Here is a 25,388-nt window from a genome sequence, read left to right as displayed (position 1 = left end):
CCGGGTCTCAGACGGCGCGGACGTTCGTGGCCTGCGGGCCCTTGGGGCCCTGGACGACCTCGAACTCCACGTGCTGGTTCTCCTCGAGGCTACGGAAGCCGTGGCCTTCGATCTCGGAGTAGTGCACGAAGACGTCCGGTCCTTCGGACTGGGCGATGAAGCCGAAGCCCTTCTCGCCGTTGAACCACTTGACGGTTCCCTGAGTCATTTCTTGCTCCTTGCAGGGGCTGGGTACGAGGCGCGCACCGTGCGGTGCCCCGGGCCGGCCTGGACGCGTCTTCTCCAGATCCCTGACGGATCCCTGAAGGAAGGCGGCGCCCGCGACGTCGTTCTTCGCGAGCGTGCGGTGAAACACAGACACAAAAACTACGACCACCCAGAACAACCCACCCCCCGCCGGATTCATTCCCGCCGCACACTGACACAAAGAGCCTGGTCAGGGAGCCGGAGACACGTGGAATCCCCCGCGCCCGTCGAACCGCACCTCGTACACGGCGTCGAAGCCGTCGGCCCGCCGCGGCCTCCGCAGCCGTTTGAGCGTGGCGTAGATCCCCACCTCCGGAATCCGCTCGCCGGGCTCCCGCGTCGCATTGCGTACGAGGGACTCCGCGGGGACCGGGGGAAACCAGTACGCCACGACCCGCACCCCGTGCACACGCCCGGCGGCGATCAGCGGCTCCCACTCCTCGGGCGACGGATTGGTGTTGTCCACCACCACCGAGCGGCCCGCGGCCAGCGCCTCCTCCACCAGACGCATCTGCCGCCGCTGCCGGTGCCGGGCCCGACGGAACAGATCCTTGCTGACCTGCACATGGCTGTGGGAGAACCGCTGGGCGTAGAAGGTCGACTTTCCCGATGCCTGGAGCCCCACCAGGACGACCAGCTCGGGACGCGCCCTCGCGGGTCCGACCGCCACGTTCAAGGTCATCATGAGCTACCTCACTGCAGACACGCCTCTCGCCAGGTACCTGGAAAGATCCAGGTACCTGGAAGCGCCCCCGTTCACGCATGCGCTCTGGCCCAGGCCGTGAACCGGGACGAAGGCTGGATGCGCCCCTCCGTCAGAGTGGTGTGACGGGTACGAAGGAGCTGTCCTGGCGGAACACGGCGGAGCCGTCCGTCGGGTCCACCCGGAGCTGGTAGCTGTAGTGGCGCAGGTAATGACCCGGGTAGTTGTACGACTCGAAGCGGACGGAGCCGCTCGCCGTGCCCGTCCGGGCGATGTACGTGGCGTCCCTGGCGAAGGTCGACGAGCCGTCGTTCGCGTCGAAGCGGGCCCGGAAGTCCCAGTGGCGCAGGTATCTCCCGGCCGCGTTCCGGAAGGAGTAGCCGGCCGCGTCGGCGAGCCCCGGCACGACGGTGAACGTGGACGCCTGCTTCTCCGCGGTGCTGCTGGAGGAACTCACCACGGGAAGGTTGAGCAGGGCGGACTGCTCCTGCCAGTAGCGGGTGGTGTAGTTCGCCGACCGGAACGAGCGGGTGACGCCGGTCGCCAGGTTCACCCCGCCGGAGACCGTCTCCTTGAGCACCGTGAAATGGCGTGCCGTGCCGGAGATCGACGGCAGCTTCTTCGGGGCGCTCCAGGTGGCGAAGGTGTCGTAGCTGTCGCTGTAGTAGTAGCTGCCGTCGCCGTAGCCGTCGAAGAAGATCCGCCAGGCGCCGTTGTCGAGCTGCACCAGCGCGGCGCCTTCGCGTGTGCCGCCCCAACCCGCCCAGTTGCCGGTCCTGCGGATGGTGTACGGGCCGGTGAGGGCGGTGGCGGTGGCGTACTCGATGTACTTCGACGTCTCGTTCTTCGTGAAGGCGTGGTACGTGGAGCCGAGCTTCACGATGAACGTGTCGATGTGGTTGGCGCCGATGCCGGACAGGGCCACGGGCGAACTCCATGCAGTGAGCCCGGAGTTGGTGGCCTTCAGCAGGTACGGCGTGAAGATCCACTGATCGTTGGCCGTGGAGCAGGACACGATGACGTTCACGCTGCCGTCGCTGTCGACGAACCACTCGGGCGCCCACGCGCGCGACAGGTTCGCGATGGGGACGGTGTAGTCGTACAGGAACGTCCAGTTGACCCGGTCGGTGCTGCGGGCGAAGCCGATGGTGGTGCTGGTGTCCTGCCAGGTGTGCGTGGTGTAGGTGACGTAGTAGTAGCCGTTGGAGTGCTTGAAGATGCTGGCGTCACGGATCCGGTTCGCGGGCGGGGTGTACGCGGATGCCTTCACGAGCCGGAAGTCGGTGGCGTCGTCGGACTCGTAGACGTTGACCGTGGCGTCGCTGCTGTTGAGGAACGGCACGATCGTGTAGCGGGTGGCGGAGCCGCGCGGTGGTGCCGCGGCCACGGCCGGGCCGAGCATGCCGGGCAGCCCGCCCATGAGGAGGGCCGAGGCGGGGAGGGCGGCCATCGCCCGCAGTACGCCGCGGCGGGACGGCTGCACAGCGGTCGTGGGTCTGGTGGCGATCGGTTCGGCAGCGGGTCTGTCCGGTGTGTTCATGTGCGGCTCTCCTTGTGCTTTCTTCTCCTGGTACGGCCCGTCCCATGGGCCCTACGTCGTGTTCGGGGCCTCTGGAACGGGCCGTTCGGAACGGTCAGTTCACAGGCGCGCCCCGACCGCCGTGCCGTTGCGCGGGACGAGGAAGCCCGCGGCGGACGGCAGGGAGCCGTCGGCGTCGCGCGGCCCCGTGATCGCGCCCGAGTTCGTGCTCTGGACGGACGACTCGCCCCAACTGCCGTCCAGATTCCATGAGTTGCCGGTGGCGACGGTGCCCGAGCCGACAGCGACGGCCCGCCCGTCCGCGACGGACAGGTTGCCGGTGAGTACGGCGCGCGATCCCGACCCGTCGGCGTCGAAGCCCGTACCGGCGTTACCGAAGGTGGAGTTGCGGCTCAGCGCGAGAGCACCGGGGTTGCCGTTGTCGGTGATGCCGTGCTTGGCGTTCTTGAACGAGACGCTGTTGCGCAGGGTGTGGGCGACCGACGGGACGGGATCCCCGCCGCCCATCTTGAAGCCGTTGCCGTCTCCCGCGAAGTCGGGGAAGTTCCAGCGGTTGAAGCCGTTGCCGTACGCGATCGTGTCCTCGATGAGGATCGCGGAGGTGAACTTCCAGGCGTCGAAACCGTCGTCGACGTTGTTCCACAGCCGCGCGCCCCGCACCACGTTGCCGCTCCCGCTGCCCTCCTTGATGGCGAGCCCGTCCGCGCTCTCACCGTTCTTGCGCGGGTCGCGGTTGCCGTAACTGTCCAGGTTCAGGATCTGGTTGTTGCTGGAGGCGCCCTGCAGCTGGAAGCCCGACTCGTAGTTGTCGTGGGTGCGCAGGCCGGAGAAGACGTTGTTGTTGCAGCCGTCGCAGTAGACGCCGTACGGACCGTTCACGATCTCCAGGCCGGAGATCCGCCAGTAGGAGGCCTCCTGGTGGATGGCGCCGCGCTCCGGGCGCGGGATGCTGCCGCCGACGGGCGTGTGGCTGGCGGGCAGCTGCTCCCCGTCGACGACGACCCGCTCACCCTGGTACGCCTCCAGGGAGATCGGCTGCGCTGCGGTGCCCGAGGTGGTGATGGTGATGTTGTCGGTCATCCCGTACGTACCGCCGCGGACGGCGATGACGTCACCGGGCCGCGCCTTGTCCACGGCCTTCTGGACGGTGCGCAGCGGACGCGCGAGCGTGCCGGGAGCGGAGTCGTCGCCGTTCACGGCCACCACGATGGTGGGGGTGGCGGCGGCCGATCCCTCCCCGGCCGTTGCCGTCGCCATAGCTGTCGCCATCGTGGTGGGCACCACGGCACCCAGCACGACCAACCCGGTCAATAAACCGACTTTGCGCATAAGGCTTCCCTCTTCCCTGTTCGGACGGCTGTCGCGGATCTGTGGTCGCCCGACCGCGGAAAGTTGCCGCGGCTCAGGGACCGACACACCCGCTCGCTCCCTTGAGGTACGAGTCGTCTGACCGGTATTTCGAACGGAGTTCGGCAAGCCGGTCAGACCGTAAGGGGCGGGTGTGACCACGTCAATGACTTCGGCAAGTCCGCCTAGTCCCCCGGATTGTGGGAGCCGTGAAAGCTCTCCGGTGGTGCGAGGTAACTGCCGGGGAGCCCGCCGGTGTCGATGACGATCTGGTCCACGGCGATCGCGGGATCGACCATGAAGAGGCGCAGGACGTGCTCACCGGGTTCGGTGACAGCTACCGCTCCGGTCAGTTTCTCGATGCCCTCCTCCACGTTGCGGGCCCAGGCATCGCCCCGGTTGCCGGTGGCGACGGACTGGCCCGACAGGACGGTGACCGGACCGTCGTCGAGGCCGACGGCCACCCGGCGATGCCCCCGCTCGTCGAGGGACGGGAGGCGGAAGACGGTCACCGGGAACGTGCCGGTCCCGGCGAACCGCACCCGGTACCGCAGCTCCGGCGCCCGCGTGGCGTGGTCCCCGGTGACGGGCGACGCGGTCGACGGCACCGCTTCCACCGCGGCATCGTGCCGGCCAAGACCTCGCACGGCCCGCCAGTTTGCGCCGCCGCGCGCCACCCGGCCGTCGAAGTGGGCGGCGACGATCGAGACGTATCCATGCGCCTCGACATAGCCACGAGCCCGCCGACGCACCCGTTCCCCGTCGGCCCGCACCCGCAGGGGTACGTCGATGCTCCGGCCGGCACCGGTGAAGGTCACCGTCGCCTCGTGCGAGCCCTCGGGCACCCGCTCCCAGTCGATCTCCACCCACACCCGCGTCTGGTCGGTCATCGTGCCGCCCGGCACGCTCAGCCGGACCCACGGACGGCTCGCGGTCGCGCTCCAGTCGAACGCCTGGAAACCCGTGTTGAAGACATCGGCGAAGCGCCGCTCCCGGGTGTAGGAGGAGAAGGACAGCGGCCGGTCCGTCCCGGTCTCGTTCCCCTCGGCCGCCACTCCCAGCCCCGACGTGTCCTGCGCCGCGACCCTGGACACGGTGGGCCGGCCGGGCGCCTTCGGAATCTGGGAGGGGTACGGGTTGACGATCCCGTCCCATTTGCCGCCGGCGATCTCGGTGTTGTAGCGATTGGTGATCGCCTGTTCCTCGGCGTGGGCGGCCTCGGCCAGGTCCGCGAAGCGGTTCACGCCGGCTCCCCGGCCCTGGCGGACGGCGAGAGCGTTGCGGTCCGCCCAGTAGTACTTCGCGTTCATCAAGTACGCGCCGTGGACGGGGTATTCGACCAGCTCGTAGAAGGCGTCACGGTAGGCCTCGGGCAGCTTGGCGCCGAGCGTCCGGGCGCGCTCCAGCAGGCTTTCGTACGCGGCCAGCCGACGGCCCGCCTCATCGCCGTGCTGGACCGTCGAGAAGACGCTCCGGTCGATGAACTCCGGACGCCGCTCGGCCGCCAGGCGGTAGTACTCCGTACGGATGGCGGCGATCTCCCCGCCGTGGCGCCGCCCGAACTGCCGCCCGGCCCACTCGACCAGGAACTCCTCGACGTTGTCCGGGCCCCAGCGGTCGACATCCCAGGCCATGTCCATACAGAACGACAGCCCGGTCTCGATCGACTTGATGTCGCCGACATTGAAGATCCACATCCGGTCGGCCCGGTGGTCGTAGACCCGGCGCAGTTCCTGCCACACCTTGCTCAACTGCGTGGTGTCGAGCCAGAGATAGCTTCTGGGACGGCCCCAGTAGGAGAGGTGGTAGTAGATCCCGTTGCCGCCCGCGCGCCGCCGCTCCGCCTCGTCCGGCAGCTGGCGCATATTGCCGTGGTTGTCGTCCGGCCAGATCAGGGTGACGTCGTCGGGAACCTGGACACCCGCGTTGTACAGCTCCAGGACCTCCTTGTACGGGATGAAGATCTGCGGCGTGACCGAGGCACCGACCTCCTCGGCCAGGATCCGGCGCTGGTCCGCGATGATGTCGTTCATCACCACGACCTTCTCCGGAATCGTGGTGGCGTGGCGGGTCTCCAGCGCGCTGTCGTGCAGACCGCGCATGCCGAGCGTCCAACTGCTCTCGTACGCGGCGTTCTGCCGTGCCCGCGCCCGCCAGTAGTCGGAGATGACACCGGGGTTCACCGTGTAGTCGTACACCGGAAGGCTGCCGTCCGCGCCCCGGTGCTCCTCGGCCCAGGGCTCCCACTCGTGCACGCCGTTGCGCAGCACGGCCTCCGGGTGGCTGGAGCCGACCACGATGCCGTAGCGGTCGGCCAGCTCCGGGTTCTCGCGGTGCTTGTTGAAGAAGTCGGAGTACGGGTGCATGGCCGGCCACAAGTAGTTGGCCTTGAGGCGGAGAAGTAACTCGAAGACCCGCTTGTACGTCTCGGGGCCGATGTTCTTGTCGGGCTCCTGCGTGCGGTGGGACCAAGTGGTGAGGTTCTGCTCGTCGTTGATGAAGATGCCCCGGTAACGGACCGACGGCTCGTACCGCTTGAGGGGACCTGCCGGAACCGTCAGGGTGTCGCGGCGCTCGACGGGCACGTCGGCCCACCAGTACCAGGGCGAGACGCCGATCCGTTCCGAGGTGTCGTAGATGCCGTAGACGGTGCCGCGCCGGTCGCTCCCGGCGATCACCAGGGCGCGCTTCACGCCGGGCAGCGGACGGTCCACGACCTGGGTCACCGACGCCTCCCAGCGGCCCTTCACCCGGGAGGTGTCCAGGCGCTTCTCCGCGATGAGCCTGTCGATGACCGGGCTCGCGCCGATGGTGCCCACGAGGACCAGGTGCTCGGCCTTCTCCGGCACGGTGTGCACCAGCCGTGGCCGCACCCCGCTGACCCGCTCCACGTCCGACTGCAGGTCACCGGCCGCGCGGACGACGGCGGGGTCGTCCGCCGAGTCCACGAACAGGTCGACGGCGGCGCCGTCGCCGACCAAGGGGAAGCCGGACCGGTCCGATGGCGCGGCATGGGCGGTTGCGGGAAGCACGCCGGGGAGGAACGGGGCCACCCCCGCGGCCGCCATTCCCCGAAGGAACGATTTGCGGGTCCACGACTGCGACTGTCTGTGCTGTGACTTGCTGTGCTGTGACCGGCTGTGCGGCTCGTTGTGCGAGGGTCTGTGCGGCTCGTTGTGCGGCACGAGGCAGTACCTCTCCAGGCGTTGGCATGACCAGGACAGAAAGCGCTTACTGTCCCGAACCCTAAGTCAGGCTCGACCAGGCCGTCCAGATCCCGGCGGCATGCTCGTGCGGCTCGGTCACGGTTGCGCGGCCGTGGGCGCGGCGGTCTTCGGCGTACGCACCTCACCGTCCTCGAGCCCGAGCAGGCGTGCCGCGTTGCCGCGCAGCCAGTCGTGCGTGACCGAGGGGCCGAGGCCGAGGTCGGCCACTTCCTGGATGAGGGTGCGGGGGGACACCGAGTGGACCCAGGTCGCGGTACCGAACATGACCTTGCGGCGCAGGGTGCCGCGCCCGTACAGCAGCAGGGGTTCCCACCCCGAACCGGGCTGGGCCATCCAGCTCGGGCGGTGGGTGGAGAACTCCACCCGGACGTTGGGGTGCCGCTGGGCCACCGAGATCATCTCCGGCATCCAGGGCCAGCCGCCGTGCCCCGCGACGATCCTGAGCCCCGGGTGGCGGCCCGCGAGGACGTCGATGATTCTCGGGTGCGACAGTTCGTTCGGGCGGCTCGTGCAGAGGTGGTGGCCGGTGTGCAGCCAGACCGGCAGCCCCAGCCGCTCGGCGGCCGTGAACACCGCGTCGTAGTACGGGAGTTGCGGCTCGACACCGTCGCGGAACGCGATGACGGTCACCCCGCGCATGCCCAGCGCGTGGCAGCGTTCGAGTTCCTCGAGCGCCGCGTGCGGATCGCTGAGGTTCAGGCCCGCCCAGGCCTGCATGCGGTCGGGGGCGCGAGCGGCGAAGGCCGCCACGCGCTCGTTCACGCATCCGCCGTCCGGGAGCCTGGCGCTGGACCCCATCAGCACCTGGTACGCGATGCCCTCCGCGTCCATGGCGCGCAGATGGGCCGCCACGTCGAGCTCGGCGGGCTGGTGGGCGACCAGGATCTCGATCGCTGCGTCCAGGTCACCGGCGTTCAGGTGCCGGCGGTAGAGCGTGAAGTCCGCGCCGAAAACGGTGGCCATATGGCGTCCGAAGGCGCGCAGATACGCGGGCGCCTGGCCGCCCAGATCGCGGAAGTACGCGCCCCAGCACTCCCGGTCGTACACCAGGGCACACATGTCGATGGCGCTCAGGCGGACGCTCGTACCGTCCGTCGCGGTCCTGTCGTCGAGTGTCAATGTCAGCTCCGGTCCCGGGCGCGGCCTGTACGCGCCCGATTCGCTCTGTGAGCCTCCCGGCGGGAGTGCTCGACTTCCCAGTACCCGGGGTACCGTTTTGCCGCCTGGGCCACCCCCCTTGGGGAGGAGGCCGTAAGGTGGTTCCTGAACACTCATTTACCGCCGTCAATTGCCGTCTTCGCGGCATTGCGGGGTGGCCGCCATCACAGACCGGGAATCACTCCATGGCCATGTCGACCGAGGAATCCTTCGCTTCGCCGTCCGGGGGGAGCACGCGGCGGCAGATAGAGACGGTCGCCGCCGAGCTTTTCTACCGGCGGGGATACGGGACCACGAGTGTTCGGGAAATTCTGGCGGCAGTGGGAATGACTCCGGGGGCGCTGTACAACCACTTCAGGTCCAAGGAAGAACTCCTGTATTCGATTGCCTCGCGGACCTGTGCCGAATTGGAGAGGCAGCTGGCGGCGGCCGTTCGGCGCGGAGGCGGGGAACCGGCGCGTGAACTGTGGGAGGCGGCCAGAACAATGACCGAATTCCACACCACATATCGCATGGAGGCGGTGGTCACCCGATCCGAGTCTGCGCGTCTGCCCCTGCCGCAGGCCACCGAGGTGGGTGACAGCGAGCGCCGGATCAGGCGGGAATTCGAGCGCATGCTGGAACAGGGGCGAGAGCGCGGCGTATTCCGTCTGTCGCTTCCGGACGACCGGCCCGCGGACATCCCGGTCACCGCAAAGGCGATGCTGGACCTGTGTATTCACGCCGGGCTCTGGTTCCGCCCCGAGGGCAGGCTCAGTGCCGAGGAGATCGCCGAACAGTACGGAGTCCTCGTGCTGCAGGCGGCCGGAGTCACTCATGCCGAGATTCAGTCGGTGTCCGCGAGCGTGCCCAGGTAGGCATGCCGCAGCCGCGGTCCGTCGCGCAGGTCTGCCGCCGGGCCCTCGCTGACGATCCGGCCGGCCCGCATGACATAGGCGCGGTCGGCCAGTTCGAGGGCCCGTTCCACCGCCTGGTCGACGAGCAGCACGGTCAGTCCCGTACCGCGCAGCTCGCTCACGGTCGCAAGGACCCGGTCGACGGCGACCGGCGCGAGGCCGAGGGACGGTTCGTCGATCAGCAGCATCCGAGGGCCTGCGAGCAACGCCTGGCCGATGGCCAGCATCTGCTGCTCACCCCCGCTGAGCACCTCGGCCCGTGCGCCCAGCCGCTTCTCGAGTACGGGAAACAGGCCGAACACCCGGGCCAGGCGTTCCTGCTCCTCTGCCGGGGCCAACTTCCGCTTCCACAGCCCGAGTTCGAGGTTCTCGCGCACGGTGAGGCCGCGAAAGACACGACGCCCCTCCGGTACTTGGACGAGACCGCGCATGCTGATCGCCTCCGGCCTGCCTCCGGTGATGTCGGCGCCGTCGAACCGCACCGTGCCCGCCGTCGGTTTCAGCAGCCCGGAGATCGTGCGCAGCAGCGTGGACTTGCCCGCTCCGTTGGCGCCGAGCAGGGCGCAGATCTCGCCCTCGTGCACCGAGAGCGTCACATCGCGTACGACGGGAACGGGGCCGTAACCGGAGTGCAGCCCGGACAGCCGCAGCAGAGGCGGTTCAGAACTCTTGGACATGGCTGCTCGCCCCACTCCCCAGATACGCCTTGAGCACCCGGTCGTCCCGGAGTGCCACGGACGGTTCGGCGGACACCAGCGTGCTCCCCGCGTCCAGGACGGTGACCTGGTCGGCGATGCCCGCCACCAGCTCGATGTGGTGCTCCACCAGCACCACCGTCAGATCCCGGCTCCTGAGCTCCCGCAACAGCCGGTCGAGGGCGGCCAGTTCGGTGTGCGAGAGACCGGCGGCCGGCTCGTCCATGAGCAGCAGCCGGGGATGGGCCATCAGCGCACGGGCGATCTCCAGCAGCCGCTGGTTCCCGTGCGGCAGGACCCCGGCCGGGGTGTCCGCGAGCGCGGTCAGACCCACGAAGTCCAGGCAGCCCAGGGCCTCTTCGCGCAGCGCACGGGAGCCGCGCCGGGCGCGGGGGAGTGTGAGCGCGCATTCGACGACGGTGGCCTGTTCACGGGCGTACGCGCCGAGCAGCACGTTCTCCAGCGCGCTGAGCCCGGGCAGCAGCAGGGGAGTCTGGAAGGTACGTCCGACGCCGAGCCGGGCGATCCTTTCGGTGGCACGGCGGCCGACCTCGGCCTCGTCGAGCAGCACCTGTCCGTGATCCGGCCGCACCAGCCCCGTCACGGTGTTGAGCAGGGTGGTCTTGCCGGAACCGTTCGGGCCGACCACCGCGTGGATCGTGCCCGGCGCCGCCGCCAACTCCACGCCGTTCAAGGCCCGTACGCCGCCGAAGGAACGCCGCAGATCCACGGTCCGCAGCCGGAGACCGCCTTTGGGGTGGCAGGCCACGGGAAGGCGGTGCTCGGCGACGGCGGGTGGCGGTGCATCCCGGTGCCCCGCCCCGGAGCCGAACCGGTTCAAAGCGGCCAGCCGCCCGGCCAGCCTAGGCCAGTGCTCCGCCCACGCCCCGGCGATACCGTGCGGCGCGTAGGCGATCAGCACGAGCAGCGCGACGGCGTAGATCAACAGCCGCCACTCCGCCAGCTCGTCCAGCACCTCGGGGACCACGAAGAACGCCAGCGTGCCGATGAACGGGCCGCTCATCCGCCCGGCGCCGCCGATGATGACGACCAGCAGGAAGAACAGCGAGAACTCGATGGGGAAGTCGTCCGGGGTCACCAGGCCGCGCGTGGTCGCCAGCAGCGCGCCGCCGAGACCGGCGAGCGCGGCGCTGAGGCAGAACGCGAACACCTTGAGGCGTACGGGCGAGGCCCCCACCGTCCGTACGGCGTCAGGTGCGTCGCGTACGCCGACGAGTGCGCGCCCGATCCGGGAGCGCAGGACGTTCGAGATCAGCACGGCGGCCAGCAGGACCAGGGCCAGCACCAGCCAGTACAGCTCCTGCTCGGTGAGCGGGACGCCGTTCAGTTCGGGGAGCGGGATACCTAGGATGCCGGCGAAGCCGCCGGTGAGATCCCGCAGTTCCGTCAGCAGGCTGTTGACCACCATGGCGAAGGCGAGGGTGATCAGCGCGAGATGCCAGGAGGACAGCCGCAGCGCGGGCAGGGCCATCAGCCCGCCGACCCCACTGGCCACCGCCGTGGCCAGTGGGGCGGCAGCCCAGAACGACCAGCCGTGGTCGACGGTGAGCACGGCGGCCGTATAGGCGCCGACGGCCACGAGGGCGCCGTGGCCGAGCGACACCTGCCCGGTGTAGCCGAACAGCACGTTGAGCCCCATGGCGATGAGCGTGTAGATGCCGACCACGGTGGCCACATGCAGGACGTACGTGTCCCGCACGAGCAGCGGAAGCGCGGCGGCCAGGGCGAGCGGGGCGGCGAGGACGAGAGCCCGCGCGGCAGGTGCCGAGAGTGCGCCCGGCCCTCGTGACGTACGGCGTGGCGTGGGGCGTGACGTGCGGTCAGACACGGCGCTCCACCCCGCTCCTGCGGAGCCCCTCCGGGCGGACCATGAGGATGGCCAGCGTGACGGCGAACAGCACCGTGGTCTGCAGTCCGGGCGAGACGTAGTTGGCCCCCGACGCCTCGATGACGCCGACGATCCAGCCGCCCAGCAGCGCCCCGCGAAAGTCGCCGATCCCGCCGACCACGGCCGCGAAGAAGCCCTTGACGAGCAGCCCGAAGCCCATCGTCACCGACGCCAGCGTGAGCGGCGCCGCGAGCACGCCGGTCAGCCCGGCCAGTGCCCCGCCGAGCAGAAAGGCCCGGCGACGCAGCCTTCCGGGATCGATGCCGCGCAGCCGGGCGGCGTCCCGGTCGACCGCCACGGCCCGGACGGCGCACCCCGTGCGGGTACGCGAGTGCAGCTCCAGCGCGACGACCACGGCCGACGCGACCAGCACGACGGCCAGTTGATAGCTGTTGAACCGCACTCCGGCCACGGTGAGGGTGTCCAGGGACAGCGGTGCGGGTGGGGCGACCTCGCGCGGCTCGTCGGTCCACAGCCTGCCGATCAGCTGGTTGACGACGAGGGAGAAGGCGAGCGTCGTGATCACCCAGCCGACGCCGTGCGCCGTGCGCCGCAGCACGGGAGCGACGGCCACCCGTTCCTCGACCAGTGCCACGGCCGCGACGGCCGCGGCGACCCCCACGGCGGTGACCGGCCAGGGCAGCGCGGTGCCCGCGGTGACCGCCGCCATGGTCATCGCGCCCAGCATGACCAGATCGCCCTGCGCGAAGTTGAGCACATGGGTCGGCCGGTAGAACACGGTGAGGCCCAGGGCGACCAGCCCGTAGAGACTGCCGAAGACCAGCCCCGGCACCAGGACGTCGTTGATCATGCCCGGCTGCCCGGCGCCAGTTCCCGGAAGATGCCGCCCATCGACGCCTTGTCCTTGGCGGAGCGCAGACTGGCGACGACGAGGGTGTCGTCGTCGATGCCGGTGTGCCGCTCTGACGTGAAGGAGATCTTTCCGCGGGTCCCCTGATAGCCCGTCACCTTGTCGAAGGCGTTCTTGAGTTTGTCCGGGGCGAGCGTCTTCTCCCGCTCGACGACCTCGGCCAGCAGCATCAGGAAGTCGTAGTACGGCGAGGTGGCCGCGGTGAACTCCAGCCCGGCGGCGGACGGTTCGGCCAGGATCTTCCCCGCGTACTCCCGCGCCCGGCCGGTGGGTGGCGAACTGCCCTTCGGATAGCTGAAGGCCGCGTAGGTGGTCGTGTAGAACCGCTCCATGAGTTCCTGGGGGACGGCGTCGTACGCGTCGATGTAGCTGAGTTCATGGGACACGGTCAGCGGGGCGTAGCCCGTCGCGGTCATGGCCTTCAGCGTGAGGACCGAGGTCTGGGGCTGCCCGCTGAACAGCCCGACCGCCTTGGCGCCGTCCCGGTCCAGCTTCTTCACGAACGGCGCCATGTCGAGCGTGCCCGGGGTGAAGACCTGGAGAGACACCGCCTTGGTGCGGTAGTTGTCCATGAGTACGGACGAGAAGGCGCGGCGGATGGAGTCGCCGTACTCCGAGTTCTCCACCAGCAGCCCGATCTCGCGCACCCCGCGCGACTCGAAGAGGTAGCGCGCCACTGCCGTCGCCTGCTGCCGGGTGTTGAAGACGAGTTGGTAGTGGAACGGGAAGCGCCTGCCGTCGCCGAGTGTGTCGGCCACACCCCAGGCGGACTGGAGCACGGGGCCGCGCTCCAGGGCGCTGACCGAGGCCACGGCCTGAGAGCTGCCCGTGGGGCCGAGCACGAACTGCGGCTCCTTGCGCAACAGCCGCCGGGCGACGGTCGGTTGGGTGCCGGGCTTGCCCTCGTCGTCCTCTTCCAGCAAGGTGACCGGCTCGCCCCGCAGCCCGCCCGCCGCGTTGATCTCCTGCACGGCCAGCCGGGCAGCGGCGTAGGCCGGTTTGTACGCGGCTGCCAGTGCGCCCGTCTTGGGCTGGATCCAGCCGAGCCGGCTCCGATCGGATTCTCCGGCGCTGCCGGAGCCACCGCAGGCGGCAAGTGCGGGAGCCGTGCCCAGCGCCACTCCGGCGGCCAGGCCGAACCGGCCGGTACTGCGCAACAGTTCGCGACGTGACAGTTTCATGGCGGGTCTCCCAAGCGAGGTCGTACGGGGATGTCCGGGTGAGACATCGAGGGGGTTCGAGGCGATGGAGGGTGCTCGGGGCGCTTCCCGGGCCCCGCCCCTTCCGTCCCGCGGGAAGGGGCGGGGCAGGGAAAGCGGTCGTTCATCCCTCCGGGTCAGCAGGTGGGTGTGAACGCCGGGTCGGCCGGACCCGGCCGGTCCAGCGCGTTCACCGCCCACTGGAGCGGGACCGCGTCCAGGGCGAGCCCGTAGTGGTCGATGACGCTCATCGGGCACTTGTCCTGCACCGTGATGTTCGTGACCTGGCCGGAATCGCCCTGCAGGCGGGCGCTCGTGTAGGGCAGGATGAGTTCGTCGAGCTTGCTGCTGATGGTGGTGTAGCTGACGCCGGGCTCCACCTCATGGTCCTTGTTGAGCTGCGCGAGGAACTCCGAGCCGTCGCTGTACTGCAGACAGGACGGGCAGATCGCGTCCGACACCCACTGGGGCAGCATCTCGAAGGCGGACTTGAACGTGGTCCCGTGGTTGGGAGGGCCGAGCGCGACGAAGTCGTCGACGTGCGCGGCTCCACCCTCGAAGCGCAGGTACTGCCGGGGCATCAGCCCGCCCGCACTGTGTCCGATCAGGTCGACCTTCTTGGCGCCGGTCGCGAGCTTGACGCGGTCGACGTAGCGTTTGAGTTCCTTAGCGGACTCCTCCATCCGTGCCATGGCGGGCAGCGGCTGCTCCCCGTTCGAGGTTCCGTAGGTCGGGGCGAAGACGCAGTACCCCGCCTTGTCCAGTTCGGGTGCGAAGTACGGCCAGTTGAGTTCCGCCGTGGCGAAGAGTCCGTGCAACAGCACCACGGGTTCGGGGTGCTTCGGACTCGGCTTGCAGAGCCAGTTGTTGACTCCCGGCGGCAGCGGCGGGGCGGACGGCTCGTCGGACTGGGGGGTACGAGCCTGGTCCCGGGGGTCCGAGTGGGCGGACAGGGGGTTGGTCAGCACCATCGCGGCGATCGCGATCAGGCTGACCAGCAGCGTGATCACTCTCGATCGACCGGTGCGTGGAACGAAGTGGACGGACAAGTGCGGCTCCTTCTCTGCGGCCGAGCAGGGTCCCGGCTCGGCGATATGCCGTGTTCGACCGACGGAGGGGCCTGTGGGCCCTTCCGACGTGTGGGGGGAGGGGGTGCGGGAGCGCGCGTGCTCGTCCGTCAGGCGGGTTCCGCGCCACCTTCTGTTTCTGAGGGGGGAGTGGGCAGGACCGTCACATCGAGCCACGAGGGGTGCCCGGCACTGTGATGGACGGTCTGCTCGGCGACCACGGGAACGCTTTCCTCGCCGACGGGGCCGCCGGTGTTGAGGTTCCGGTCGAACTGGGGGAAGTTGCTGCTGGACACATGCACCCGCAGCCGGTGCCCCGGCTCAAGGCGCCAGGCCGTGTGCCCCAGATCGAGGAAGAACTCGTGGACGGTGCCCGGCTCCAGCGGCCGCTCGGCGTCCATGCCCTCGCGGTGGCGGGCCCGCACGATGCCGTCGGCGACGAGGAGCGCCCGGCCGTCGGGGTGGACGTCGAGGAGCTTGCCGGTGAAGTCGGTGTCGGGCGCGCTGCTCTCGGCGGACAGGACCAGCCAGGCGGGGCCGGCCAGATCGACGGCCTCCGGCAGCGCGTCCGAGGTGTAGCTCAGCACGTCGGGACGCTGTTCGAGGTGGTTCTGGGCCAGTGGCCCGGGCACGAGGTCGCCCAGGTTGAGCACGCGTCCGCCGTGGGTGGGCACGGGGTCGGCCGGGTCGTAGCGGTAGTGAGCGGTGGGCTCGTCGTCCTGCGGCGGCGGGCCCAGAGTGCCGCCGTGCCGCAGATACCAGCGCCGGTTCACGGCCTCGGGCGGGGGCCAGCGCCGCGCCGAACGCCACTCCCGCGCACCCATGAGGAAGTACCGAACGCGTGGCAGACGCTCGCCCTCGTCCCGCAGATAGCGGTCGAAGAACGCCAGATGCATCTCGGGCAGCCCGCCGAAGTGCGCTGCCGCGGCCGGCCCGAAGTTCACTTCACCCTGCACCGAGAGGAGTGAGCCGAGGTGCGCCCAGCACCCCATGATCAGGTGGTGGTGCCCGTCGCGGGCCGCCATGTCCTGGTGGAGGCCGATGGTGGCGTTGGAGTAGAGGTCGTACCAGCCGCTCACCGACAGTGTGGGAATCCGTACCCGGTCGATCCGGGCGTCCGGGACCTCGACCCTGCCCGCGAGGACGTCGCGAAGCAGCGGCGGGAACTCCTCGAGGTCGAGTACGTCGGTCAGCGGGAGCCGCTCCATCGCGCGCCGGGGGTGCTGTGCGTACTCGGCGATCGTCTCGACGGTCTTGCGCGGCGGCGGATCGCCGGCCGCCAGGCGGCGCCGCAGCCAGTCCGGTGCCATCAACACCACGGCCCAGCTGACCAGTTGGTCCAGGCGCAGCGCTCCGCCGGTGGCGCGGGCGTCGTAGTCGCCGACCGTGCACATGGCCGGGGCGATGGCCCGCAGATGCGGAGGCTGCTGCATGGCGCCGACCCACTGCACGATGCCGAGGTAGGACGGCCCCACCATGCCGATGTTGCCGTCGCACCACGGCTGGCCCGCTATCCACTCCACGGTGTCGTAGGTGTCCAGCGCCTCCTGCCGCCACATGATCGGCTGCCACTCGCCGTCCGAGGCGAACCGGCCCCGGCTGTCCTGGAGTACGACCGTGTAGCCGGCCTCCACCGCCGCCGCGGCGGGCAGCACGTCCAGGGCCGCCATCCGCCGCTTGTCGTACGGGGCGCGGTACAGCAGCGCGGGCGTCGGGTCCTCGCCCGCCGGGTGCCGGACGTCGGCGCGCAGGACGACACCGTCGCGCATCGCGGCCGGCACATCGCGTTCGACGATCTCCACCTGGTGCGGTCCCGGCAGGCTCATGGGAGTCGGCTCCTTCCCAGGGACGCGCGCTTGACCTCGAGACCCGCGGCCTGCCGGTCCCAGGTCCCCGCGACCACGCCCTCCGTACGCAGCAGGTGCTTGCGCACCTTCGAGGTGGGGGTCTTGGGCAGCTCGGCCAGGACGCGGACGAACCGCGGCACCATGAAGTGGGCCATCCGCGGAATCAGATACGTGATCACTTCGGCGGGGTCGACGGTGCGGCCCGGCACGGGAGCGACCGCAAGGAGCACCTCGTCCTCGCCGTGCTCGCTCGGCACGGCCACCGCGGCCGCCTCCCGCACCGCGGGGTGGGTCATGGCCTCCGCCTCGACCTCGAAGGACGAGATGTTCTCGCCGCGGCGGCGGATCGCGTCCTTCATCCGGTCGACGAAGTACACCTGGCCCTCGGCGTCCTGACGCACCGCGTCGCCGGTGTGGAACCAGCCGTTGCGCCACGCGGCCGCCGTCGCCTCCGGCATCCCGTGATAGCCGTGGGACAGCGACCAGGGCCGGTCGGCGCGCAGCACCAGCTCACCGACCTCACCGCACGGCACCTGACGGTCGTGGGCGTCGACCACCCGGATCTCGACACCGGGGCGCGGCCGTCCGCAGAGCCCGCTCGCCTTCGGCGCGGGCCCGGAGACCAACGGGACGGACGTCTCGGTCATGTTGAACAGCGTGTGGACGTCGATGCCGAAGCGGCCGGCGAGCTCCGTGCCGTCGTCGCCCAACGGGATCAGCCACACCCACTTCAGCGGGTGCCCGGTGTCCGCCGCCGACGCCGGCCGCTTGAGCAGGAAGGACGCCATGACGCCCAGCAGCGTGCAGCAGGTGATGCGATGGGTGCGTACGACATTCCAGAACTTCTCGGTGGCGAAGGAGTCGACCACCGCGACCGAACTGCCGAGCAGCAGCGCCGCGTACACCCCGAGCGTTCCTCCCGCGTGGAAGAGCGGAAGCTGGACGAGATAGCGGTCCTCCTCGCCGAGCCGGCCGGCGAAGGCGGCGACGCACGCGGAGTAGTGGTGGACGTACGAGCACAGCACGCCCTTGGACGGTCCGGTCGTCCCCGAGGTGTAGATGATCCCGAACGTGTCCCACGGCTGGGCGGCGACGGGCTCGAACCCGCCCGGCAGACCGTGGAGTTGACCGGGTCCGATGACCGTCGGACGTACGTCACCCGGGTCGATCTCGTCGAGACGCGGCCCCAGCTCCGGGTGCGCGACGATCACGCCGGGCCCCGCGTTGGTGAGCACGTGCTCGAGGACCCGGCCCCGGAAAGCGGTGTTGACGGGTGTGTGGACGGCCCCCGCGAGATTGGAGCCGAACCAGGCCAGCAGTGCTTCGGGGCCGTTGGGCAGCCAGGAGACGACCCGGTCACCCGGCCGCACGCCGCGTGTCGCGAGTACGGCCGCGGCGCCGAGGGAGCGCTCGTAGGTCTCGCGGTACGTCCAGCTGCTGCCGTCGGCGAACACGGCGAAGACCCGGTCGGGGTGCTCGGCCGCGCGGGCGGCGAGCAGCCCGCCGACCGTGCAGGATGCGGCGTCCGGCACCCGTGGGTCGTCCATCGCCAGGATCTCGGTCATCGCCGCTCCTCCGCGCTCAAGCCCGAGTTCGAGGAGGACCGGTTCGAAGGCGAGTCGGAGGACGCGCTCATGACCGCACCCATCCGCCGTCCACGAACAGGCACTGGCCCGTCACATAGCCGGCCTCGGAGGACGCCAGCCAGGCCACGGCCGCGGCCACCTCCTGCGGCGTGCCGAACCTGCGGATCGGCTGCGTGCGTACGTGTTTCTCGCCGGCCCGTGTGAGGTCCTCGGCCGCGCTGAGCATGGGGGTGTCGATGAAGCCGGGGCAGACGGCGTTGGCGCGCACGCCCACAGGGCCCAGCTCGGCCGCGAGGGAGCGGGTGAGCGTGGCGAGACCGCCCTTGGACACGTCGTACGCCACCTGCCCGGAGATGCCGATCATCGCCACCGAGCAGAGGTTGACGACCGCGCCGCCGCCACGGGCCAGCACGGGGGCGGCGCGTCGCGAGAGCAGAAAGGGCGCGTACAGGTTGACGGACAGCACCCGGTTCCAGATCTTCGGGGTGTGCTCCTCGATGGTCCCCCGGTAGCCGATGCCCGCGTTGTTCACCAGTACGTCGAGCCCGCCGAGCTGTTCCTCGACGATGTCCACCACTTCGCTCACCCGGTCCAGGTCCGCGATATCGGCCGGCACGGCGAGCCCGCCCACCGAGGCCGCGACGCGCTCGGCGGCCTCCTGGTCGATGTCGTTGACCGCGACGGTCGCTCCCTCGTCGGCGAGCCGGGTGACGATCGCCGCGCCGATGCCCCTGCCCCCGCCGGTGACCAGCGCCGTACGTCCCTTGAACAGCCCGTTCATTCGTAGCTCCCCACGAGTCGGTCCAGACCTTGGAAGTGCCTCTCGTACCTGCTCGCCGTCGCATAGCCGACGGGCCGCCGCACCGCGAGCGCCTCCGCGAGCCCGGTGTCCGTGGCCGCCGCCCGCACGGTCATCAGCAGCGCGTCGCTGCCCGCTCCGCAGCCGTAACCGATCAACGCGAGCCGGTCGCCGGGCTCGGCCAGCTCCAGCGCCCTGGCAAGGCCGAGCAGCGGCCCGGCCGCGCCCACATCACCGATGCCGTGCGCGACGACGCACGGGGCGGCGCACTTCTCGGGCAGCCCGAGACGCCTGGCCAGCCGGAGCGGGGTGACCGCGTCGGGCTGCGGGCCCGCGAGGAAACGCACCGACGCGGGCGCCGCGTCGACCTGCTGCCAGGCGGTGGCGCAGTGGTCGAGGAGCCCGACGTCGGTGGCGGCCATCACCGCGCCGCCGGTGCGGATGTGCCGCTCGCCGTCGGTACGGAACCCGTCGTTGGTGTCGGAGGTGGCCGAGCCGGTGGCGGTCACCGTGGCCAGTGCGGCGTCCCGGGTGACGAGGACCGAGGCGGCGCCGGAGCCCGCGGTGTACTCGTGGGGGTCGCCGGGCGCGATATGCGGCCCGAGCGTGTCCGCGCCGACGGCCAGCGCCGCGTCGGCGAGGCCGGCCCTGACCCACGCCAGCGCGCACAGCAGCGCGGCCGTACCGGACTTGCCGGAGAACTGCACATCGGCGGCGAAGACGGACCGCGGCAGCCCGGCCATGTCCACCAGCAGCGCGGCGTTCGCCTTGGTGAGATACGGGCCGGTCTGCGAGCCGAAGAACACCGCGCCGGGCGGCGGGTGTTCGGCCTCGCTCAACCCGTGCAGCCCGTTCAGCCCGCGCAGGGCGACGCTCGTGGCCTCGGCCGCCAGCGTGACGGCGTCCGCGTCGGGGTCGCACACGCCGCGGTGCGTCACACCCCCGCGGCGCAGCACCTCCAGCGGCACATTGCCCCACACCTCGTGGATCTCGGCGACCGAGAGCCGCCCGGCGGGCAGGGCCACGCCGATCGCGGAGATGCCGACGCCGCTCCCGGAGACACCGGCGCCGTTCGTGCCGGGGCTCATCGTGCCCTCCGCGGCCGGAACTTGTAGCCGTACTGATAGGGACCGGCGGCCTCACGACGCCACTTGCGGACGACCAGCTCGACCTCCGTACCCTCGGTCACCGCGCCTGGGCCGCCCTCGGCGTCGGTGTCGACGAGTTCGGTGAGGATGTGCGGACCGTCCTCCAGCGCCACGATCGCGAAGGGCCTGCTGCCGCGTCCGGTGTGGCCGATCAGCGGGGTCTGGTCCTCCGCCGTGCCGACCACCCGGCCGTAGGGGGCCATGACCGTCTCGGTCAGCGTCCTGGAATGGCACGTGGGGCACACCCGCCGCTTGGGGAAGAAGGTCAGCGCGCAGCCCGCGCAACGGTTTCCGGCCAGCCGATAGCGTCCGTCGCGCGAACGCCACGCCTTGGCGGTGGTCGGGGTCGCTATGCGGTAGACCGGCTCTGTGGGGGACCACATGACGTGTCGTCCCCTCCTCTCGGGTCAGGGCTCATCGGGTCGGGTGTGGTCAGCGGGGCAGGCGCAGCACGGCGACCGCGCTGGTGGAGTTGGAGCCGCCCATGGACTGGCAGACCGCGATGTCCGCGTCCGGCACCTGACGGTCGCCGCAGCGACCGCGCAACTGCATCGCGGACTCCACGGCGATGCTGACGCCGGTGGCCCCCGTGGGATGGCCGAGGCCGATCCGGCCGCCGTCGGTGTTGGCCGGGCAGCGGCCGTCCGGCGCGGTCTCGCCGTCGGCCACCGCCGCGGCGGCCTTGCCGGGCGGGAAGATGCCAAGACCCTCCATGTGCAGCGGCCCCATCACGCTGAAGCAGTCGTGCACTTGGGCGAGGCGGACATGCTGCGGCTCGATGCCCGCCTGCGCGTAGGCGTCCTTGGCGGCCACCGCGGTGGGCACCGCCTCGGCGATGTCGGTACCGCCGGAGGCGGGATGGCCGAACTTGGCGGCCAGCCCATTGGGCCCGGTGGCCTGCGCGATGCCCGCGATCTCGACCGGCTCGCAGCGCGCCGGTGCATCGGCCGCGCCCATCAGCACGACCGCCGAGGCACCGTCGCAGGCCCGGCCGCAGGCGGCCCGGGTGATGGGCCGGGACACCACCGGGCTGTCCAGCACTTCGGCGACGGTGAGGGTGGCCCGCCCGTAGTCGATCGCCTTCGGATTGCGCTGTGCGTACCAGCGGTCCTGCACCACCCACTGCGCGATCGCCTCGTGCGAGGCGCCGTACTTGCGGGCGTAGCGGTCGTGCATCAGCGCCATCAGGTCCACGTAGTCGAAGCCGGCCGGAGCCTCGTACTCGGCGTCGGGGAAGTGCAGCATCGAGTCGGCGGTCGACGCCGCGTCCGACTGCTTCTCCACGCCGATCACCAGCACGGCCCGCGCGGCCCTCGAGGCGACCGCCGCCACGCCGTTGCGCAGCGCCACGGTGCCTCCCGCGCAGGCCGCCCCGACCTGGCTGAACGCGGCTGGTGCCAGGCCGAGTTCGTCGGCGGCGATCGCGCCGAGATTCTGCTGCTCGAAGGTCTCCGGAAGGGACACCGAGACGAAGCCGGCGCTCACCTCGCCGGGCGCGATGCCCGCGTCATCGAGCGCCGCGTAGGCCGCTTCGACGACCAGGTCCTTCCAGTCGCGCGCGGCGAAGAAGCCGTGCCGGGTGACACCGGCACCGGCGATGACAACTCCCGTTCCATCCATGTGCAAGCCATCTGACTTGGATAAATGAATGTTCATTAACGTCGGGGATGGCGAACGAGCTGTCAAGGGACCGCGCACGAGGTTTCGCCGGTACCCGGGGTCCCGGCACCACGGCCAGAGGGGTACCCCACGCGCCTGTCCCGGCAGGGCGCGAGGAGATGTCCTGGTGAGGAGCCCGTTCAGGCAACTCACCCGTGAGCATTCATCGTTGACAGGGAGGCCCCATGTCGCGCAGCGACCGCGTGACCGGCACGGCGTTCGAGGACGTGGTCATCACCGGACTCGGCTTCGTCCTGCCGGGCGCCGACACCCCCGAAGGTGTGTGGCGGCACCTGAGCCAGGGCGAATCCCAGCTCAGCAACCTGCCGCCGGTGATCTCGGGCAGCACGGGGATCCACAGCGCCGGCCGGCTGGACGACTTCGACCACGCGCCCTACCTGCCCGACCTGCCGGACAACTTCGCCAAGCGGTACAGCCGGGAGATCCTCGTCGTCCTGTCGGCGGTGCAGAACGCCGTCCGCGACGCCGCGTTCGGGGACGACGGAGCCCTCGACCCGCCGCGTACGGGGGTGGTCGCGTCGTGCTCCCGCGGACCCGTCGAGTGGTGGTCCCAGACCGCCTCGGGCGCGGTCTGGGACCAGGCCAGGCCCCCGGTCTCGACGGCCCAGGCGGTCTTCGCCTCGCTCGCCGGGACCCCGGCGTCCCTCAGCGCCGTACGGCTGGGCGCCCAAGGGCTCGTCTCGACCGTCAGCAACGCGTGCGTGGGCGGTCACCAGGCACTCGCCCTCGCCGCGCAGGAGATCCGCCGCGGCGCCGCCGACGTCATGTTCGTCGTCGGACACGAACTGCCGCTCGTCCCCGAGGTGTTGCAGGTCTACTCGGCCTCCGGCACCAGCGTCCTCTCCCGGGACACCGACCCCAAGCGGGCGATCAAGCCCTACGACATCCGCAGAGACGGCTTCGCGCTGGGCGAGGGCGCCGTCGTCGCCGTACTGGAACGGGCGTCGCACGCCGAGGCCCGCCGCGCACAGGTCTACGCGGCACTGCGCTCCGTCCACAGCGTCAGCGAGGCGGCCCACGCGACCCGGATGGACCTCACCGGAAAGAGCACGGCACAGCTGATGGCCGAGACCCTCGACGCCATCGGCGCCACGGCGGGGGAGCTGGACTACATCTGCGGCCACGGCACCGCGACCCGCTACAACGACCTCGCCGAGAGCCGGGCCCTCAGCCACCTCTACGGACCCCGCCGCTCCGACTGGGCACCGCTCGGCTCCATCAAGCCCGTGTACGGCCATCTGCTGGGCGCCGCGGGCCTGTTGAACTGCGCCGCACTCGCCCTGATGCTCAAGCGGCAGTGCCTGGTCCCGACGATCAACTGCGAGGCCGTGGAACCGGAGTGCGACCACGACCACGTCACCGAGGGCGCCCGTCCCGGCCGGCCCCGCCTGGCGATGTCCCTGGCCTTCGCCATCGGCAGCCAGAGCTCCGCGCTGGTCCTGGAGGCCGCCGCATGACGGCTCCGCGAAGCCCCGAGATCCTCGCGGACCCCGACGAGTTGTGCCGCCGCCATCTGATCCCGGGAATGCGGGTGCACATCGCCTCCACCATGTCCCGCCCCAACGCGCTCGTACTGGCCCTCGCCCGGGTCTTCGGCGGCAGCGGCGGCCGGTTCGAGTTCAGTGTGAACGCCCTGCACGCCGGGGTGCACGCGCTGACCATGGCCGGTGTGGTCGAGCGTGCCGTCATCGGCTTCGCGGGCGACACGATCCCGACGTCCCGCCCCAACCGGCTGTACGCCCGGCTCCCCGAGGGCGATCCGTTCCCGGTGGAGGAGTGGAGCCTGCTCTCCCTGCTGCAACGGCTGATCGCGGGGGCCACGGGCGCACCGGCCGCGGTCAGCACCTCCCTGCATGGCTCCGATCTGCCCCAGGGGCACCCGCCGCTCGTGACCGTGCCGTACGGAACTGAGCACGGAACCGAGTACGGAGCCGAGAAGGACGGCGCGGCGGCCGTACTGCTGCCCGCGCTGCGTCCCGACATGACGCTGCTGCACGCCCAGTGCGCCGACGAGCGGGGGAATCTCTACCTCTCCGGGCCGGTCGGCGAGGGCTGGTGGGGTGCCCTGGCGGCACGCCACGGGGTGCTGGCCACGGTCGAGACGAGGTGCGCCGAGCCACCCGCCGACGCGGTCTGCCAGATCCCGGCCGAACGGGTGCGCGCGCTGGCCGTCTGCCCGTACGGCGCCCACCCGCAGGGCCTCTCGCCGATGCGCGGCGCCAAGGCGGCCGGCTATCTGGACGACTACGCCTTCCTCGCCGACCTCGCGGACGCCTGCGCGGAGCCCGCCGACGCGAACGCGTGGTTCCACCGCTGGGTGACGGACGCGGGCGGCCACGACGGATACCTGGCGCGGCTGGGAGACCCGCGACTGGCCCAACTCTCCCTCGCCTCAAGGGCGTTCGAGCCGACACGGCAGATCCGTACGGCAGAGTCCGTCGCGCCGCCCGGCGACCGCGAGCACCACCTCGTGCTGGCGGCCCGCACCATCGCTCGCACCATCCGCACCCGGGGCCACCGAACCGTGCTCGCGGGCATCGGCGCGGCGCACGTGGCCAGTTGGCTGGCCGCGCGGATGCTGCGCGACGAGGGCATCGAGCCGCAGCTCGTCAACGAGCTCGGCATGGTCGACTTCGCCCCGCAGGACGGCGACAGCTTCCTCTTCTCACAGCGGCACGTGCTCGACTGCCGTCAGTACGCGGGGTCTTGGGACGTCCTCGGCGGGCTCGTCGCGGGCGGCGCCGCCCGCACGCTCGGCGTGCTCTCCGCCGCCCAGGTCGACCAGCAGGGACGTATCAACACCAGCCGCACCGTCGGCGGCCGCTTCCTGGTGGGCTCGGGCGGCGCCAACGACGTGGCCAGTCATGTGGAGACGATCGTGGTGGCGCCCGCATCGCCGCTCCGCTACCCCGACGCGGTCGGCTTCGTCACCAGCCCGGGCCACCATGTCAGCCGCGTGGTGGCCGAGTTCGGCTCCTTCGAGCGGGCGGAGGGCGCCGAGCCTTTCACGCTCGCCACCTGGGCACCGCCGCCGACGCTCGACGCCACGACGAGCCCCGCCGAGACCGTACTCGCCCGCACCGGGTGGCAGGTGAAGATCGCCGACCCGCTGCCGCACGAGGAACCCCCGACCGCCGGGGAACTGGCCATGCTGCGCTCGATCGACCCCGAAGGGATCTACCGGTGACGCTCACCACCCCTCCCGTACTGCTCGCCGGGACCGGCCACGACTTCCCCGGGGAGCCGGTCCGCAACGACCACTTCACCAGCAGGCCCGAACTGGGCGTCGACGACGCCTGGATCATGCGCCACACCGGGGTCGCCGCCCGGCACTACGCTCCCGAGGGCGAACGCCACGTGGACATGGCCGAGCGCGCGGCACGCCAGGCGCTCGGCGACGCGGGCCTGGAGCCCGGCGACGTCGACGTCATCCTGGGCACCAGCGCCACCGCCCGCCCCCGCGTCAACCC

At 70.8% G+C, this 25,388-nt stretch carries 20 protein-coding genes and 1 pseudogene; 4 read left to right on the top strand and 17 right to left on the bottom strand.

The window, feature by feature from the left end:
• Positions 1–7: 7 nt before the first annotated feature.
• The 6 genes from G5C60_RS29365 to G5C60_RS29340 all read right to left on the bottom strand — a co-directional run bounded on the left by G5C60_RS29365 (position 8) and on the right by G5C60_RS29340 (position 8,182).
• A complete protein-coding gene (locus G5C60_RS29365) occupies positions 8–208 on the bottom strand; it encodes a cold-shock protein (protein WP_165263951.1) in 201 nt (66 codons plus the stop codon).
• Positions 209–436: 228 nt separating this feature from the next.
• Positions 437–931, bottom strand: coding sequence for an ATP-binding protein (locus G5C60_RS29360; RefSeq protein WP_241267162.1), 495 nt, complete (start codon positions 929–931; stop codon positions 437–439).
• Between the two features lie 130 nt (positions 932–1,061).
• The gene (locus tag G5C60_RS29355) at positions 1,062–2,489 is read right to left on the bottom strand and encodes a glycoside hydrolase family 43 protein (RefSeq protein WP_206440150.1); all 1,428 of its coding nucleotides are present in this window, start codon (positions 2,487–2,489) and stop codon (positions 1,062–1,064) included.
• A gap of 99 nt (positions 2,490–2,588) precedes the next feature.
• Complete coding sequence (locus tag G5C60_RS29350) at positions 2,589–3,800, bottom strand: right-handed parallel beta-helix repeat-containing protein (RefSeq protein WP_338145962.1); 1,212 nt, start codon at positions 3,798–3,800, stop codon at positions 2,589–2,591.
• A 221-nt stretch (positions 3,801–4,021) separates the two neighbouring features.
• Entirely contained in the window at positions 4,022–6,904 is a 2,883-nt protein-coding gene (locus G5C60_RS29345; protein WP_165263949.1) for a glycosyl hydrolase 115 family protein, read from the bottom strand.
• 234 nt (positions 6,905–7,138) lie between these two features.
• Positions 7,139–8,182 (bottom strand): amidohydrolase family protein, encoded by a 1,044-nt coding sequence (locus G5C60_RS29340; RefSeq protein WP_165263948.1) that lies wholly within the window; start codon positions 8,180–8,182, stop codon positions 7,139–7,141.
• Positions 8,183–8,406: 224 nt separating this feature from the next.
• Here G5C60_RS29340 and G5C60_RS29335 point away from each other — a divergent pair, with 224 nt between their 5' ends.
• Complete coding sequence (locus tag G5C60_RS29335) at positions 8,407–9,078, top strand: TetR/AcrR family transcriptional regulator (RefSeq protein ID WP_165263947.1); 672 nt, start codon at positions 8,407–8,409, stop codon at positions 9,076–9,078.
• Here the strand turns inward: G5C60_RS29335 and G5C60_RS29330 are convergent.
• From G5C60_RS29330 to G5C60_RS29280, 11 genes are all read right to left on the bottom strand, one after another.
• Positions 9,048–9,794, bottom strand: coding sequence for an ABC transporter ATP-binding protein (locus tag G5C60_RS29330; RefSeq protein ID WP_165263946.1), 747 nt, complete (start codon positions 9,792–9,794; stop codon positions 9,048–9,050). The genes G5C60_RS29335 and G5C60_RS29330 overlap by 31 nt on opposite strands.
• On the bottom strand, positions 9,778–11,661 hold the full coding sequence (locus tag G5C60_RS29325) for an ABC transporter permease subunit (RefSeq protein ID WP_165263945.1): 1,884 nt from the start codon (positions 11,659–11,661) through the stop codon (positions 9,778–9,780). The genes G5C60_RS29330 and G5C60_RS29325 overlap by 17 nt, the downstream gene beginning before the upstream one ends.
• The gene (locus G5C60_RS29320) at positions 11,654–12,532 is read right to left on the bottom strand and encodes a branched-chain amino acid ABC transporter permease (RefSeq protein ID WP_165263944.1); all 879 of its coding nucleotides are present in this window, start codon (positions 12,530–12,532) and stop codon (positions 11,654–11,656) included. Before G5C60_RS29320 ends, G5C60_RS29325 begins: the two co-directional genes overlap by 8 nt.
• Positions 12,529–13,773 (bottom strand): ABC transporter substrate-binding protein, encoded by a 1,245-nt coding sequence (locus tag G5C60_RS29315; protein WP_165263943.1) that lies wholly within the window; start codon positions 13,771–13,773, stop codon positions 12,529–12,531. Before G5C60_RS29315 ends, G5C60_RS29320 begins: the two co-directional genes overlap by 4 nt.
• A gap of 155 nt (positions 13,774–13,928) precedes the next feature.
• Positions 13,929–14,840, bottom strand: a complete 912-nt coding sequence (locus tag G5C60_RS29310) for an esterase/lipase family protein (protein WP_165263942.1) — start codon at positions 14,838–14,840, stop codon at positions 13,929–13,931.
• Positions 14,841–14,968: 128 nt separating this feature from the next.
• Positions 14,969–16,684, bottom strand: a complete 1,716-nt coding sequence (locus tag G5C60_RS29305; protein WP_165263941.1) for a CocE/NonD family hydrolase — start codon at positions 16,682–16,684, stop codon at positions 14,969–14,971.
• A complete protein-coding gene (locus G5C60_RS29300; RefSeq protein WP_165263940.1) occupies positions 16,681–18,270 on the bottom strand; it encodes an AMP-binding protein in 1,590 nt (529 codons plus the stop codon). The genes G5C60_RS29305 and G5C60_RS29300 overlap by 4 nt, the downstream gene beginning before the upstream one ends.
• Positions 18,271–18,337: 67 nt before the next feature.
• Complete coding sequence (locus G5C60_RS29295) at positions 18,338–19,072, bottom strand: SDR family NAD(P)-dependent oxidoreductase (RefSeq protein ID WP_165263939.1); 735 nt, start codon at positions 19,070–19,072, stop codon at positions 18,338–18,340.
• Positions 19,069–20,178, bottom strand: coding sequence for a hypothetical protein (locus G5C60_RS29290; protein ID WP_165263938.1), 1,110 nt, complete (start codon positions 20,176–20,178; stop codon positions 19,069–19,071). The genes G5C60_RS29295 and G5C60_RS29290 overlap by 4 nt, the downstream gene beginning before the upstream one ends.
• Positions 20,175–20,621 (bottom strand): Zn-ribbon domain-containing OB-fold protein, encoded by a 447-nt coding sequence (locus G5C60_RS29285; protein WP_165263937.1) that lies wholly within the window; start codon positions 20,619–20,621, stop codon positions 20,175–20,177. The genes G5C60_RS29290 and G5C60_RS29285 overlap by 4 nt, the downstream gene beginning before the upstream one ends.
• A 49-nt stretch (positions 20,622–20,670) precedes the next feature.
• Positions 20,671–21,858 (bottom strand): thiolase family protein, encoded by a 1,188-nt coding sequence (locus G5C60_RS29280; RefSeq protein ID WP_165263936.1) that lies wholly within the window; start codon positions 21,856–21,858, stop codon positions 20,671–20,673.
• A 224-nt stretch (positions 21,859–22,082) separates the two neighbouring features.
• Here G5C60_RS29280 and G5C60_RS29275 point away from each other — a divergent pair, with 224 nt between their 5' ends.
• The 3 genes and pseudogenes from G5C60_RS29275 to G5C60_RS29265 all read left to right on the top strand — a co-directional run.
• On the top strand, positions 22,083–23,375 hold the full coding sequence (locus tag G5C60_RS29275; RefSeq protein WP_165263935.1) for a beta-ketoacyl-[acyl-carrier-protein] synthase family protein: 1,293 nt from the start codon (positions 22,083–22,085) through the stop codon (positions 23,373–23,375).
• On the top strand, positions 23,372–25,105 hold the full coding sequence (locus G5C60_RS29270) for a CoA-transferase (protein ID WP_165263934.1): 1,734 nt from the start codon (positions 23,372–23,374) through the stop codon (positions 25,103–25,105). Before G5C60_RS29275 ends, G5C60_RS29270 begins: the two co-directional genes overlap by 4 nt.
• A pseudogene (locus G5C60_RS29265) lies at positions 25,102–25,388 on the top strand (ketoacyl-ACP synthase III); the annotation flags it as partial. The gene G5C60_RS29270 and the pseudogene G5C60_RS29265, both read left to right, overlap by 4 nt.

The sequence above is a fragment of the Streptomyces scabichelini genome (assembly GCF_011045015.1).
Lineage (GTDB): Bacteria > Actinomycetota > Actinomycetes > Streptomycetales > Streptomycetaceae > Streptomyces > Streptomyces scabichelini.
This window is presented reverse-complemented; position numbering and strand designations above follow the sequence as displayed.

Bases quoted from the DNA above. Each gene is read 5' to 3' on its own strand.
- G5C60_RS29365 (WP_165263951.1), bottom strand. From the start codon at position 208: ATGACTCAGGGAACCGTCAAGTGGTTCAACGGCGAGAAGGGCTTCGGC.
- G5C60_RS29360 (WP_241267162.1), bottom strand. From the start codon at position 931: ATGATGACCTTGAACGTGGCGGTCGGACCCGCGAGGGCGCGTCCCGAG.
- G5C60_RS29355 (WP_206440150.1), bottom strand. From the start codon at position 2,489: ATGAACACACCGGACAGACCCGCTGCCGAACCGATCGCCACCAGACCC.
- G5C60_RS29345 (WP_165263949.1), bottom strand. From the start codon at position 6,904: ATGGCGGCCGCGGGGGTGGCCCCGTTCCTCCCCGGCGTGCTTCCCGCA.
- G5C60_RS29335 (WP_165263947.1), top strand. From the start codon at position 8,407: ATGGCCATGTCGACCGAGGAATCCTTCGCTTCGCCGTCCGGGGGGAGC.
- G5C60_RS29330 (WP_165263946.1), bottom strand. From the start codon at position 9,794: ATGTCCAAGAGTTCTGAACCGCCTCTGCTGCGGCTGTCCGGGCTGCAC.
- G5C60_RS29320 (WP_165263944.1), bottom strand. From the start codon at position 12,532: ATGATCAACGACGTCCTGGTGCCGGGGCTGGTCTTCGGCAGTCTCTAC.
- G5C60_RS29315 (WP_165263943.1), bottom strand. From the start codon at position 13,773: ATGAAACTGTCACGTCGCGAACTGTTGCGCAGTACCGGCCGGTTCGGC.
- G5C60_RS29305 (WP_165263941.1), bottom strand. From the start codon at position 16,684: ATGAGCCTGCCGGGACCGCACCAGGTGGAGATCGTCGAACGCGATGTG.
- G5C60_RS29300 (WP_165263940.1), bottom strand. From the start codon at position 18,270: ATGACCGAGATCCTGGCGATGGACGACCCACGGGTGCCGGACGCCGCA.
- G5C60_RS29295 (WP_165263939.1), bottom strand. From the start codon at position 19,072: ATGAACGGGCTGTTCAAGGGACGTACGGCGCTGGTCACCGGCGGGGGC.
- G5C60_RS29290 (WP_165263938.1), bottom strand. From the start codon at position 20,178: ATGAGCCCCGGCACGAACGGCGCCGGTGTCTCCGGGAGCGGCGTCGGC.
- G5C60_RS29285 (WP_165263937.1), bottom strand. From the start codon at position 20,621: ATGTGGTCCCCCACAGAGCCGGTCTACCGCATAGCGACCCCGACCACC.
- G5C60_RS29280 (WP_165263936.1), bottom strand. From the start codon at position 21,858: ATGGATGGAACGGGAGTTGTCATCGCCGGTGCCGGTGTCACCCGGCAC.
- G5C60_RS29275 (WP_165263935.1), top strand. From the start codon at position 22,083: ATGTCGCGCAGCGACCGCGTGACCGGCACGGCGTTCGAGGACGTGGTC.
- G5C60_RS29270 (WP_165263934.1), top strand. From the start codon at position 23,372: ATGACGGCTCCGCGAAGCCCCGAGATCCTCGCGGACCCCGACGAGTTG.